Raw genomic sequence first — 13390 nt, 5'->3', positions numbered from 1 at the left:
GTGTCTATCGCGGGAAAGCGACATGATAAAAAACCTCGCGCCAGAAGGCCAGCCGAAGCGTTGAATAGGGAAAAGTCACACTAAAAAAAGGGGATTGATCGCCGGGCCGGTGTCAACGTGATGAGCGGAGGGTGAATGATATAAACAGGTAAATTAATAGATATTAATATGTTGCATCTAATTTTCGTACCGGCTAAATCGAGGACTTCCGCCGCTGCATGTCATGATGCTGATGCCCGTTTTTTTCGCCAGCGATTATTTTTTTCTCACCCCCTCGACAGCATCATTTTTTTCGGGTTATTTTCTAAGCTCGTCGCAAACGCGACAGCGTCGCTCGGACGGTCCGGGCGCTAACGTTACTCTGAGGAATCTATGACTGCATCCAGTCCTGAACGCCGTTTTACGCGTATCGATCGTCTGCCCCCTTACGTTTTTAATATTACTGCTGAACTGAAAATGGCTGCGCGTCGGCGCGGTGAAGATATTATCGATTTCAGCATGGGCAACCCGGACGGCGCGACGCCGCCGCATATCGTTGAAAAACTGTGCACCGTTGCCCAGCGGCCCGATACGCACGGCTACTCTACCTCCCGCGGTATTCCTCGCCTGCGCCGCGCCATTTCGCGCTGGTATCAGGATCGCTATAACGTTGAAATCGACCCGGAATCGGAAGCAATTGTCACAATTGGCTCAAAAGAGGGGCTGGCGCATCTGATGCTGGCGACGCTGGATCATGGCGACACGGTGCTGGTGCCCAATCCAAGCTACCCGATCCATATCTATGGCGCGGTGATTGCCGGTGCGCAGGTACGTTCCGTGCCGCTGGTGGAGGGCGTTGATTTCTTCAATGAGCTGGAGCGGGCGATTCGTGAAAGTTACCCGAAACCGAAAATGATGATCCTCGGTTTCCCGTCCAACCCGACCGCGCAGTGCGTCGAACTGGAATTCTTTGAAAAAGTGGTCGCGCTGGCCAAGCGTTACGATGTGCTGGTGGTACACGATCTGGCCTATGCCGACATCGTTTATGATGGCTGGAAGGCCCCTTCGATTATGGAAGTTCCCGGCGCGCGCGATGTGGCCGTGGAGTTCTTTACCCTCTCCAAAAGCTACAACATGGCCGGCTGGCGTATCGGCTTCATGGTCGGTAATAAAACGCTGGTCAATGCATTAGCGCGTATTAAAAGCTATCACGATTACGGCACCTTCACTCCATTGCAGGTCGCGGCAATTGCGGCGCTGGAAGGCGACCAGCAGTGCGTTCGTGATATCGCCGAGCAGTACAAGCGCCGTCGCGATGTGCTGGTTAAAGGGCTGCACGAAGCAGGCTGGATGGTCGAGTGTCCGAAGGCATCCATGTACGTTTGGGCGAAGATCCCCGAGCAGTATGCGGCGCTGGGCTCGCTGGAGTTTGCGAAAAAGCTGCTGCAGGATGCGAAAGTATGCGTTTCGCCGGGTATCGGCTTCGGTGATTACGGGGATACCCATGTGCGCTTTGCGCTTATCGAAAACCGCGATCGTATCCGCCAGGCGATTCGCGGGATCAAATCGATGTTTCGTGCCGACGGGCTGCTGCCAGCAGCGGGCAAGTCAGCCGGCGAAGGCCTCGAATAACGGCGCGAAAGAAAGAAAAGTGCCAACAAAAAACGGGAGCCGCTGGCTCCCGTTTTTTTTGACTCTGGCTGCGCTTAAATCATCAGGGCAAAAGTACCGGCCCAAACGATGACCATAAAAGATACGCCCATAATAAAGTATTTCACGACTCATCACTCCGCGTTCTCGGCGAAACGCCTAAATGAATTTAATCTTCATTGTTGATTCTGATCCGTCGCGGCAAAACCAGAGGATTCTGGCGGCCGCGGCAGGTCGAAATTCTGTGCTGTAACTGCTCCAGATGGCGCTAATGTACGCCTAAAAAATGAGGGAAACAAGAGGCATTTTTTTATTAATTTTTAGTTACTTACGAGTGTCGTGATTCGGCGACACATTAATTTCATTCGGTAATAAATTCCATTCTGGCGACGGCATTTTGCCGTAGCCGCCTTTACGCGATAGCTGTTTGATTTTGGGATTTATTCTATTGGCGATGCCGAGGATGCGCTGCGGGAAACGCGCTCCCGCAGCGCAACATTCGGGCTTAATCGGCGGCATGTTCAGGTTGGCGCCACGCTTGCGGAAAGCGTGCCGGTGCAAAACGCAGGGTGACGCCCATCAGAGCGGCGACGCAGACGGCATGAAACGCCCAGTCCAGCACATAATTACCGCTCAGGCTTCGCAGCAGGCCCGATAACCACGGGGAGGCGCCGGCCACCATAAAACCGATGCCCTGCATAAAGGCCACCAGTCGGCCTGCAATCGCCGGATGGCGGGCGTGATCGAGCGCCAGTACCAGGCACAACGGGAATGCGCCGCCTAACCCTATGCCGCCGCACACGGCCCATAGCAACGGGAGCTGTAGCGGCAGCCAGATGAACCCACAGAAACCAATAAGCTGCAGCATCAGCGTCAAGAGTAATAGTCTGCGGCGATCGTCGTGACGTGCCAGCATTGGTATCAGCAGCGCGCCTGCGGTCTGGCCGACGGTCATCATGGCCAGCAGGGTTCCGCTAAACTGGGCGCTATAGCCCAACTGCATGTAATAGGGGGGCAGCCAGGCGATCAGACTGGCGTAACCGCCGTTAATCAGGCCGAAGTACAGCCCGAGCGTCCAGGCGCGGCGGCGGCGGAAAACAGACCCGTTTGCCCGGGGCGCGACCTGATGTTGCCCGGTAGGCTGCATGCGGCTGACTGACCACCAGCTAAGCAGCGCTGCGATGGCGGGCAGGGCCCACCAGGCGAGCGCGTAATGCCAAAGGGCGCTGTGCTGCGCCAGCCACGGCGTCAACGCGGCTCCCAGGCCGCCGCCACCCATCAGCGCCGCTGACCACAGGCCCATGACCTGCGGCGTTCGGTGGGGGAACTGACGCTTTATCACCGCCGGAATCGTCGCCTGAATAATACCAATTCCGATCCCGCCGAGCAGGGCGCTACTCAGCAGCAGCCCGCTGTGCGGCGTGAATTCCCGAAGCGCAGCGCCTGAGGCGATCATCATCAGACTCAGTACAATCCCGCGACTTTCGCTGATATGGCGCTGAGTCCACGGACTTGCCAGCGCCAGCAGTCCCATCGCGATGACCGGGATCGCGGTGAGTAGCGAAACGAGGCTAAACCCCATTCCGCTGGCCTGTTGTAGTTGTGGAAGAAGCGGGCCGATGGAGGTTAAAAGCGGGCGCATATTGATGCCGATCAGCATCAGCACCAGAAGCATCAGGCCGTTGCGCGACGTCGGGTTCATTTGTGCTTATCCGCCCACCGCTGATAAAGCGCGAGGCCCTCGGGCTGAGGGCTATGGTGAATCGGGAGTGATTGCGTTTCCAGCGGTTGACTTAGCTGGTGGTAGATAGCGGCGGTGGAGAGCCGGAAGGGCTCGCCATCCCGGTTACTGTTGGCGAAATAAACCTCGCGTATGCCGGTCAGATAGATAGCGCTCAGGCACATCGGGCAGGGCTGACCGCTGGCATAAATGATGCACTCGCTGAGCACCTGGCTACCCAGACGCTGCGAGACGTCGCGAATGGCGTTGAGTTCGGCATGCGCGGTCGGATCGCCGTTTTGATGCAGGGTATTGACGGCCCGGGCGACAATATCACCCCTGCGGACGATGAGCGCGCCAAACGGACGCCCGCCGTTTTCAACATTGGCTGTGGCGAGGGCGATGGCATGCTGAAGATAGTTATCGTGAACTGACATAGCGGCTCCGGAGAGGAAAGGCTGAGATGTTGCGGGAAGAGGAACTTTACGGTTGTGCACAGGGTCAGAGTACGCATTTTGTTTTATAAGTTAAAAGACTTATTTATGATTGACTCTATTGGTTTTGCTTATAGGGGGGCCCATGCTGCTACGCCATCTCACCTGTTTTCTGGCGGTTGCGGAACATCGCAGTTTTACCCGAGCCGCGTCGGCGCTGCATGTTTCGCAGCCGGCACTTTCACAACAGATCCGCCAGCTTGAAGAGATGCTGGGCGTGCTGTTATTTGACCGCAGCGGGCGGCAGATCCGTTTGACCGATTCCGGCGAGGTCTGGCTCACTTATGCCCGCCGGGTGCTACAGGAGCTGGAAGAGGGCAAACGAGCCCTGCTGGAGGTAGAAGACCTGCAGCGGGGAACGCTGCGGGTGGCGATGACGCCGACGTTTACGACCTACTTTATGGGGCCGCTGGTAGCGGCTTTTTATCAGCGTTATCCGAACATCACGCTGACGATGCGTGAAATGGCCCAGGAACAGATGGAAGCGTTATTGCTTAACGATGAGCTGGATGCCGGGATTGCTTTTGCCGATAGCGGCTCACGGGATATCGTGGCCGCACCTTTATTCAGCGAAACGCTGGCGCTGGTGGTGGGGCGGCATCATCCGCTGGCGGGTCAGCGCCGTATGACGCTGGAGGCGCTCAATCAGCAATCGTTGATTTTATTGAGCGAGGAGTTTGCGACGCGCGGGCAAATCGACTCCTGTTGCCGGCAGCACGGTATTCAGCCAACGGTGCGCATGGAGGCCAATTCTATCAGCGCGATGCTGGCGGTAATTCAACATACCCAGCTTGGGACGCTGTTACCGGCCGCCATCGTACGGGGCCGCGACGATCTGGTCGCGGTGGCGCTCACGCCGGTGCTGCTGGAGCGCACGGCCTGCCTGCTGCAGCACAAAGAGGCCTGGCAGAGCGCCGCGACGCGCGCGTTTCGTGCGATGGCATTCCAGATAGCCGGGGAACTTAGCGGTGGGGAAACCTCGTGATAGCGTCCACTTACCAGCTATAGCCGACGGCCAGAATGCCATACAGCTCGCCGTTGTGCTGAACAAGGGGGCTGTCGGCGATATCTTTATCATACAGCTCGTAGTTCGCGGCGAACATGCCGACCCAGTGGGGGCTGAAACGGTAGCTGGTAATAATCGCCGCCATTGGTGAGACGGTGGTGCCGGTATCCCACTGTGGGCGCTGGCTGGTGGCTTCGCTGGCCGAGACGCCGCCAAAATAGTAGTTGGCCATATTGCTACTGCGGATCATCAGTCCCATCCCCGGCATGATCAGCAGATTATCTTTGATGACGGGAAAGTCTGCCCACAAAAGCAACTCTTGCCCATTGCTGCGACCCGTAACGTCGGAACTGATACGGGCGCTCAGCAGCGCATACGGCGTAATCAGCGTGGCGCCGATACCGGCTTCAAACTCGCCTTTTCGCTGCTCCATGCCCTTGAACGCGCTATTATCGCTGGGATCTAAGTTGCCAAATCGCCAGCGGCCATAGCCGTAAAAAGCAACGTTGTCGTCGATATGAAAATAGTAGCGGGCGCGATCGCCGAGATAGATAAACCGATCGCCGAAGTAGAGCCCGCCGGGAATAACGTAAGTTTCATTATTCTGCTTCTCGTAGCGCGCCGTTCCGCTGATGGTTGCGGCTCCCAGCACCACTCCTTTTGGTACCGGACTATTTGGATTCGATGCGGAGAAGATATCGATGGAACCCAGGTCAACCTCGGCGCTGGCGGGCGAACAACACAGCAGCAGGGAGCAGAGAGCAGCGGGGTAGCGAAATGGTTTCATCCGGATTCCAAATATGATGAGGGATTATAGAGCTAATACGCGTAGATGCTGTTTTGCAGATAAAGCATTGCTAATGTGAATATATACCAGCGCAGGTCAGTCAGTGGGCGAGTTTTTGTTTTTTCTAAATTTATGCTGGCCGGTTTGAAGGGATAGAAAGGTTCTAATCCGCCGCTTCCCGGCAGCGGACTGTTTTTTTAATCGGCCCGGTCAGAGTGAGCGAATGTGCCCGCCGTCGCCAACCTGAGCCTGACGATACCACTCCATCAGTTCAAACGTCCCCGCTTCACCTTCCGCCGGAGCCCACGAGACATAATCCCCGGCAGCAACCGGCTGATAACCGCCGTGTTTGACCTCAAAAATAACGCCGCCGGCGTCCAGCGACAGAACCGCATGCCAGGTCCCGGCATCCATCTCTAGCGCCGTACACTCTTCGCCTAATACGATGCGGCGAGTGACGTAACCGAGATCATCAAAAGTCAGTACCACAAAGCGCCCGCTCAGAGCTAACAGCAGCTCAAAGGTGTGCGGATGACGGTGAGGGCGAATATAGGTTCCCGGTTCCATCGCGATCGCCAGACGTTGTACGGGATCGGTTAATTCCGGGTGAAAATTACGATGTGCACGTAAACGAGGTGAACGCGCTGCCGCGTCGCTCTGCTGTTGCATGTCGCTGAAAGTGATGTATTTCATTTAGCCGCCTGACGTGAGATCTGAGATTGCGAATGGTTTCGCTACGGTGGATGAGCTTTGCACTGCTTTGTCGAAAGCCAGTCGCCGCATTGTATCCATTTCCCTTGGCCGGCGCGCACTGTTTTTCAGTGCATCAAGTGCCGTATCGCCTGGCAAATTCAACACGCTCACACCATTGACCTTTTGGTGACTTCCTGGAACATGGCAGACCATAGCACGCTCCTTTTTATATATATGACACCTTCCATAAATTCGGATGATTATTCTCTTATGTCTGCGGCGCAAAAATACAACCCATTCATTTTATGAATATCTTCTTACAAAGACATGGCAAGTTTTATATAACTTCGTTTTAAAGGAGAGTTTTTTCTCTTAATGCCTACGCAATATTTATTGTTTGAGTGAGATTGTTGTTTTGAATTTTTTAAATAGTTGAGCGATTTAACCTGAAAATCCAGTGATGATGCGGTGTTTACACCAGTATTAAATATTTCAGCTGCTGGCTGTAATTATCACCTTTTTTGCCTGCTTTACCTTAAAGCAAATTACTGGTTAAAATAAAAACATATTTTTATATAGCGATACTCTGTCCGGCAAAAGGACTAATTTATTCAGGAGATAAATATATATGTCTGAATCATTTCAGAATGAGATACCTCGTGCGCGTGTAAATATAAAACTGGATCTGGTGACGGGTGGCGCTCAGAAGAAAGTTGAACTGCCGTTGAAGCTCCTGAGTGTTGGTGATTTCAGCAACGGCAAGGCTCAAGGGACGCTTTCAGAGCGCGAAAAAATCAATATCACTATGCGCAATTTCAACAGCGTTCTCGCGGATCTCAATCCCGAAGTTTATCTCACCGTTAAAAATACCCTCGCCAACGATGGTTCCGAAGAGAGTGTGAAACTGGCCTTTCAGGATATGAAGGATTTTGAACCAGAGGCGGTAGCGCGGCAAATTCCACAGCTTCGTGTGATGCTTGCTATGCGTAATTTATTACGTGATTTGAAATCCAATCTGCTGGACAACGTTACTTTCCGGAAAGAACTGGAAATCATTTTAAAAGACCCTGCTCTTTCCGACGAGCTACGCAGTGAATTGAATGCGCTTGCCCTGGGCCAGGATTAATTTCTGGAAACTTTAACGGAATATTAACGAGAAAAATGCTGATGTCAGTAAATAACGAAATCCAGAATGAGGGAAGGGCAGCCACAGTTGAAAAAATGCTGCCGCAGAACGGTGTATATGCCTCACTGTTCGACAAAATTAATTTAACGCCGGTTGCTGAAATCGGCGGCCTGAATGGATTTGAAGATAATACCGTAATGGCGGAAACCTCGGCCGATGAACGTGTTACCGCCGCTGTTCAGGTTTTCATGCAGTGTCTGCACAAGTCCGGTCAGAAGGTCGAGAAGCTCGATAAGACATTACTCGACCACCATATCGCTGAACTGGATTTCCAGATCAGCCGCCAGCTTGATGAAGTCATGCACAATGACGCGTTCCAGAAAGTGGAGTCCGTGTGGCGTGGCCTTCAGTCCCTGGTGAACAAGACTGACTTTCGCCAGAACGTGAAGCTGGAAATCCTCGATTTGTCCAAAGAAGAGTTGCGTCAGGATTTCGAAGATTCGCCGGAAATTGTCCAGAGCGGCCTGTACAAGCAGACCTACATCGCTGAATACGATACCCCTGGCGGTGAGCCGATTGCGGCAGTGATTTCAGCGTATGAGTTCGATGCCACCGCGCAGGACGTAGCGCTGATGCGTCATATTTCAAAAGTCTCCGCCGCCGCGCACATGCCATTTATTGGCTCTGCGGGGCCGAAATTCTTCCTCAAAGAGACGATGGAAGAGGTGGCGGCTATCAAAGATATCAGCAACTATTTCGAGCGCGCCGAGTACATCAAGTGGCAATCCTTCCGCGACACCGACGACTCGCGGTATATCGGCCTGGTGATGCCGCGCGTGCTTGCTCGCCTGCCGTATGGTCCGGACACCGTACCGGTACGCAGTTTCAACTATGTCGAAGAAGTGAAAGGTCCGGATCACAACAAATACCTGTGGACTCATGCGTCTTTCGCCTTTGCAGCCAACATGGTGAAAAGCTTCATCAATAATGGCTGGTGCGTGCAAATTCGCGGCCCGCAGGCCGGTGGTGCAGTGAAAGATCTGCCGATCCACCTGTATGACCTCGGTACCGGCAACCAGGTGAAAATTCCGTCCGAAGTGATGATCCCGGAAACCCGCGAGTTTGAGTTCTCCAGCCTCGGCTTTATTCCGCTGTCATATTACAAAAACCGCGACTACGCTTGCTTCTTCTCTGCAAACTCCGCCCAGAAACCCGCCCTGTATGACACTGCCGATGCCACGGCCAACAGCCGCATTAACTCGCGTTTGCCATACATCTTCCTGCTGTCGCGCATCGCGCACCACCTGAAGCTTATCCAGCGTGAAAATATCGGTACCACCAAAGATCGCCGCCTGCTGGAGCTGGAACTCAATACCTGGGTGCGCGGTCTGGTCACTGAAATGACCGACCCCGGTGACGAACTTCAGGCTTCTCACCCGCTGCGCGATGCAAAAGTGGTGGTGGAAGACATTGCAGACAACCCGGGCTTTTTCCGCGTGAAGCTGTTCGCCGTGCCGCATTTCCAGGTGGAAGGGATGGATGTCAACCTGTCACTGGTTTCCCAGATGCCGAAAGCCAAATCGTAACGTAAGGCAGGAAGCCGATGAAAACGGAACAACCGTTATGGGGTCGAGGGATTATGGTTTCGCCCCAGCACTTCCAGCAACAGGCCGCGTATGCGGCCTGGTCCGCCGAAGGTATCGCCCGGATGGGTTTATCACAGCCCTGGGGCGTGATAAATGTCGCTTTCGAACCGGAAACACTGAAGCTGGGCCGACTGCAGGCCCGTCATCTGCATCTCCGGTTCCCGGACGGGACGCTTATCGACACGGATAATGCTGACGACCTGCCGCCGGTGCTGGCGCTTGAAGGTGAATCACAGGACGTGGTGGTGGTTCTGGCCCTTCCGCTGCTGCGGGCGAATGGCGGTAACTGCCTTAAACCTGATGAGGTGGCCGAGCGTCCTGTTCGCTATCGCCAGCGCTGGCGGGATGTCCGCAATATTTTCGGAGATGATACCCGCCAGATTGCGGTGATGCAGCCAGAGCTGACGCTGCGGTTTGCCCATCAAAACAACAGCGATTATCTGGCCTGTCCGGTCGCCCGTCTGCAGCAGGATTCGCAGGGGAACTGGGCACTCGATGAAACCTATCTCCCGCCACTGCTGGCTCTGCAGGGCAGCCGCTGGCTGGTGACCCAGCTGGAGCAGCTGATGACGCAACTGCGTGCCCGTCTGAGTCGCCTGATGGATATGCGCCGGGAGAGTAACGAACGAATGGCAGATTTTGCCGTGGCCGACGTGTCACTGTTCTGGCTGCTCAATGCCCTGAACAGCGCTGAGCCCGTGCTCGGACAGTTTCTGCGCCACCCGCAAATCCCGCCTGAGCGTCTGTATCCGGAGCTGGCACGGCTTGCGGGCAGCCTGCTGACCTTCTCACTGGAGCATCAGGTGAGTGCTATTCCGGTCTGGCAGCATGAGCAACTGAATAACGTCTTCCCGCCGCTGTTTGATTTACTGGGCGACCTGCTGGAAGCCAGCCTGCCGTCGCGGGTGGTGGCGATTGAGCTTGAGCATGATGCCCGACTTCACTTCTCGCAGGCTCGTCTGCATGACCCACGTCTGCGCGAAGGCGCTGATTACTATCTCTCCGTGCGTTCACCGATGCCGGTGGCACAGTTGCAGGAACAGTTCCCGCAATTGTGCAAGGTCGGCAGTCCCGATCATGTCAGGAGCATCGTCAATTCATCGCGGGTGGGCGTTCCTCTGACGCCGCTGCGTCATGTGCCGGCAGCTATTCCACTGCGCCTGGAAAACCAGTATTTCAGCCTTGATGTCTCTCATCCTCTGGCCATCGAAATGCTCCAGAGCGGCACCTGTATGTTTTACGTTCCGGGAATGCTTGGCGAGCCTGAACTTGAACTCTTTGCGGTACTGCGAACATGAGTGAGCGTAAACGCGGCGCTGCCGCGTCCATTGATATTGATGCCCTCCTGCAGGACACCTGGCTGCAGGCGATCAGCCTGCGTCATGGCCCGAAATTTCAGGATGGAGAAGGGCGCTCGCTGTGGGAGCGCTGCATTGCTGATGTCGAACGTGTCCAGCGTGAGCTGAAAGCGAGCGAACTCGATGAAGCCAGCTGTCAGCATATTCTCACTGCACAGTGTGCGCTGCTCGATGAGGCGGTCAAAAATCGCGGTGTGGAGGATGACGCCTGTGTGCAGTGGTATGACACTCCCCTGCAGGGGCACTTCCTCGGCACCATGGACGCTGGTGATACGTTGTGCGATCGGATGCGTGATGTGTTGCGCGAACCGGCTCCAGACCACGCCGTCGTGACCTGCTTCCAGCGAGTCATGATGCTGGGGTTCCTCGGCAGTTTCCGCTCTCTGAACGACCCGGAGCGCCAGAAACTCGTCAGCGCGCTCAGTGCGCATGTCACGCCGTTCAGCTACCCACAAACCCATTCGGTCCTGGCCGAAAGCCGTACCGGATGGGGAATGGGCGGCTGGCTGGCGTCATGGCCCGTGCGTATTGGCCTGAGTGTGGTGGCGGTGGCTGCACTCTGGCTGGGACTGAATCACTGGTTGGATCAGACGCTGCTGACCCTGTTGCCGGGAGCCGTGAAATGAGTCCGGCGCAACAGTGCGGGCTTGCGCTGTGGGCCGCCCTGCTCAGCGCCGTGGTCTGCCTGGGTTTTCTGCCGGTCACCCGACTGGTTTCTGCGCTCGTTCTGCTGGTGGTGCTGGGGCTTATCCTGACGCTCTGGTACGCCGCCAGTCGTCGTGCGCAGCATGATGTCATCCTGCGTCTGGATGACCTACCGGAAGCCACTTACCGTCAGCCCGTGGTGCTGGTCTGTGGTGATTTGCCGCTGGCATGTATGCAGCAGTCACTGGTGCTCACTGTCACCCAGGGATGCTGGATCCGCGTGGCAGATCATCAGGATCTGCAGCAGGCAGCCCGCCAGGTACTGTGGCTACGCCCTGACTGGGGGCGTCAGCTGTCGGTGATGGTCAGCGTCTGCCCACAGCAACACGCTGACAGCGAGCGCCTTACCAGTCGTCTGTTGGCCCTGCGCTGGCAAATCAGCCGCCTGCGTAAAGAAACCGGTCATTCTGTGCCGCTGGTTCTGAATGGTCAGGTTGGCAGCGCGATGACGAATGACATGCTCTGGCAGGCGGCTATCCCGGGGGAAGGGGGGAGGGTCTGGCGTGAATCTTCAGCGCCGGGCTCCATTGCAGCCTGGGTTGCCACCGGTGGTGCTATGGCGATGCAGCAACAGGTGCTGATGAACAGCCTGATGAGCTGGTTCCATCAGCACGTCAAAGCCGTGTTTATGGATGAAAACCCCGATATTCCCGTCATTGCACCTGTTGCGGTGCTGTGGGGAATGGGGCCGATTCTTGCCGGAAGTCTGGCCACATCGGCCTGGACGGCGTGGCTTTCCCGCCACACTGCGATGCAGCAGGTTGCGGGCTGGCAGCCGGTGGGAACGGACAGTACGGTTATCTCCCCGTTGCCGGATTTTATCCTGCCGCTGCTGCCTGAAGGGCGAGGCCTGACGCCGCGTGGGCGAGCCTTCCGTTATTCGCTCGGGATCCTCACGCTGGCGGCCATTGCTGCGCTGCTCAGCAGTGGCTGGAACAATCACCAGCTGCTGCAGCGTGTGAGCTTCGATATTGCCCGCTATGACCGTATCCCGATGCATGATTTCGGACCAAAAGCCGACGCCGTTACCGTCCTGCGTGACGATGCGGAACAGCTGGATGGCTGGGTGCGCAATGGCGTACCGGCCCGGATGAGCTTCGGTCTGTATCAGGGTGAGCGTCTGCGAATGCCTGTGCTGGATGCGATCCGCTCCTGGGTGCCCCCGCCCCCGCCGCCTGAACCGCAGCCGAAATCCAAACCGGTAACGAAAATTGCGCGCCTCGACAGCATGTCGCTGTTCGACTCCGGGCAGTCCGTGTTGAAACCCGGCTCGACCAAGCTGCTGGTCAACTCGCTGGTCGGCATTAAGGCAAAGTCGGGCTGGCTGATTGTGGTCGCCGGCTATACGGATAACACCGGCACTTCGCAACTGAACCAGAGGCTTTCTCAGAAACGTGCCGAAGCCGTGCGCGACTGGATGCGCGATACCGGCGACGTGCCGGAAAGCTGTTTTGCGGTGCAGGGCTATGGCGCAAGCCGTCCTGCTGCAACCAACGACACTCCGGAGGGCCGTGCGCTCAACCGCCGTGTCGAAATCAGTCTGGTACCGCAGGCCAGTGCCTGTCAGATACCTGGCAAAACCCCGGCGTCATCGCAGGATGATGGCGCATCACTACACAATGGAGAGTAATTCCATGGCAATTCCTGTTTATCTTTGGCTGAAAGACGACGGCGGCGCGGACATTAAAGGGTCTGTGGACGTTCAGGATCGCGAAGGCAGCATCGAAGTGGTGGCGCAGCAGCATAACCTGTACATCCCGACCGATAACAACACCGGCAAACTGACGGGTACCCGTATCCACACGCCGTTCCTGTTCACCAAGGAAATCGATTCGTCCAGCCCGTATCTGTACAAGGCGGTGACCACCGGTCAGACCCTCAAGTCTGCGGAATTCAAGTGGTACAAAATCAACGACGCAGGCCAGGAAGTGGAGTACTTCAACACCAGACTCGAAAACGTAAAAGTGGTGAAAGTGAACCCGGTGATGCACGACATCAAGGATCCCTCTTTCGAGAAACACAACCACCTTGAGCAGATTGAGCTGCGTTACGAAAAAATCACCTGGACCTACAAAGACGGCAACATCATTCATTCCGATTCGTGGAACGAACGCGCCACCGCCTAAGTTACTCGTCATATTTCGCGCGGTAACGGTGTTGGCTGCGTTCGCTCACCCCGGTCACTTACCGCTGTAAGCTCCCGGGGATTCGCGAACTTGCCGCCTT

Annotated in this window: 13 protein-coding genes; 8 read left to right on the top strand and 5 right to left on the bottom strand. The window is 55.9% G+C overall.

Going from position 1 to position 13390, the window contains the following annotated elements; all coding sequences use genetic code 11:
• The first annotated feature begins 372 nt into the window (after nucleotides 1-372).
• A complete protein-coding gene (alaC, locus tag MC50_RS01235; protein ID WP_032686582.1) occupies nucleotides 373-1611 on the top strand; it encodes an alanine transaminase in 1239 nt (412 codons plus the stop codon).
• Between the two features lie 74 nt (nucleotides 1612-1685).
• Here alaC and ypdK read toward each other — a convergent pair whose 3' ends face one another.
• The 3 genes from ypdK to MC50_RS01220 all read right to left on the bottom strand — a co-directional run bounded on the left by ypdK (nucleotide 1686) and on the right by MC50_RS01220 (nucleotide 3786).
• Nucleotides 1686-1757 carry a membrane protein YpdK gene (gene ypdK / locus MC50_RS01230; RefSeq protein ID WP_099130696.1) on the bottom strand — a complete coding sequence of 24 codons (72 nt, stop codon included), beginning with the start codon at nucleotides 1755-1757 and terminating at the stop codon, nucleotides 1686-1688.
• A 377-nt stretch (nucleotides 1758-2134) separates the two neighbouring features.
• A complete protein-coding gene (locus MC50_RS01225) occupies nucleotides 2135-3331 on the bottom strand; it encodes a cyanate transporter (protein WP_047663362.1) in 1197 nt (398 codons plus the stop codon).
• Complete coding sequence (locus MC50_RS01220; protein WP_032686584.1) at nucleotides 3328-3786, bottom strand: nucleoside deaminase; 459 nt, start codon at nucleotides 3784-3786, stop codon at nucleotides 3328-3330. Before MC50_RS01220 ends, MC50_RS01225 begins: the two co-directional genes overlap by 4 nt.
• A 142-nt stretch (nucleotides 3787-3928) precedes the next feature.
• Here MC50_RS01220 and cynR point away from each other — a divergent pair, with 142 nt between their 5' ends.
• Nucleotides 3929-4828: a transcriptional regulator CynR gene (gene cynR, locus MC50_RS01215; protein WP_064794203.1), complete on the top strand. Its 900-nt coding sequence runs from the start codon at nucleotides 3929-3931 to the stop codon at nucleotides 4826-4828.
• A gap of 10 nt (nucleotides 4829-4838) precedes the next feature.
• Here the strand turns inward: cynR and MC50_RS01210 are convergent, their stop codons facing one another.
• Nucleotides 4839-5636 carry a MipA/OmpV family protein gene (locus tag MC50_RS01210; RefSeq protein ID WP_047663361.1) on the bottom strand — a complete coding sequence of 266 codons (798 nt, stop codon included), beginning with the start codon at nucleotides 5634-5636 and terminating at the stop codon, nucleotides 4839-4841.
• 210 nt (nucleotides 5637-5846) lie between these two features.
• Entirely contained in the window at nucleotides 5847-6329 is a 483-nt protein-coding gene (locus tag MC50_RS01205) for a WbuC family cupin fold metalloprotein (protein ID WP_032686587.1), read from the bottom strand.
• 628 nt (nucleotides 6330-6957) lie between these two features.
• On the opposite strand from MC50_RS01205, the gene tssB reads away from it, so the two are divergent.
• From tssB to hcp, 6 genes are read left to right on the top strand one after another with little or no spacing between them, the layout of a single operon-like run.
• On the top strand, nucleotides 6958-7455 hold the full coding sequence (gene tssB / locus MC50_RS01195) for a type VI secretion system contractile sheath small subunit (protein ID WP_032699049.1): 498 nt from the start codon (nucleotides 6958-6960) through the stop codon (nucleotides 7453-7455).
• Nucleotides 7456-7490: 35 nt separating this feature from the next.
• Nucleotides 7491-9041 (top strand): type VI secretion system contractile sheath large subunit, encoded by a 1551-nt coding sequence (gene tssC / locus MC50_RS01190; protein ID WP_032699050.1) that lies wholly within the window; start codon nucleotides 7491-7493, stop codon nucleotides 9039-9041.
• A gap of 17 nt (nucleotides 9042-9058) precedes the next feature.
• A complete protein-coding gene (tssK, locus tag MC50_RS01185) occupies nucleotides 9059-10399 on the top strand; it encodes a type VI secretion system baseplate subunit TssK (protein WP_047663360.1) in 1341 nt (446 codons plus the stop codon).
• A complete protein-coding gene (tssL, locus tag MC50_RS01180; RefSeq protein ID WP_047663359.1) occupies nucleotides 10396-11085 on the top strand; it encodes a type VI secretion system protein TssL, short form in 690 nt (229 codons plus the stop codon). Before tssK ends, tssL begins: the two co-directional genes overlap by 4 nt.
• Entirely contained in the window at nucleotides 11082-12794 is a 1713-nt protein-coding gene (locus MC50_RS01175) for an OmpA family protein (protein WP_102990870.1), read from the top strand. Before tssL ends, MC50_RS01175 begins: the two co-directional genes overlap by 4 nt.
• 4 nt (nucleotides 12795-12798) lie before the next feature.
• Entirely contained in the window at nucleotides 12799-13290 is a 492-nt protein-coding gene (gene hcp / locus MC50_RS01170; protein WP_032686595.1) for a type VI secretion system effector Hcp, read from the top strand.
• The last annotated feature ends 100 nt before the right edge of the window (nucleotides 13291-13390 follow it).

It is taken from the genome of Klebsiella planticola (assembly GCF_000783935.2).
GTDB lineage: Bacteria > Pseudomonadota > Gammaproteobacteria > Enterobacterales > Enterobacteriaceae > Klebsiella > Klebsiella planticola.
Note: the sequence above shows the minus strand (reverse complement) of the source record. Positions and strands in the feature narration are given on the sequence as shown.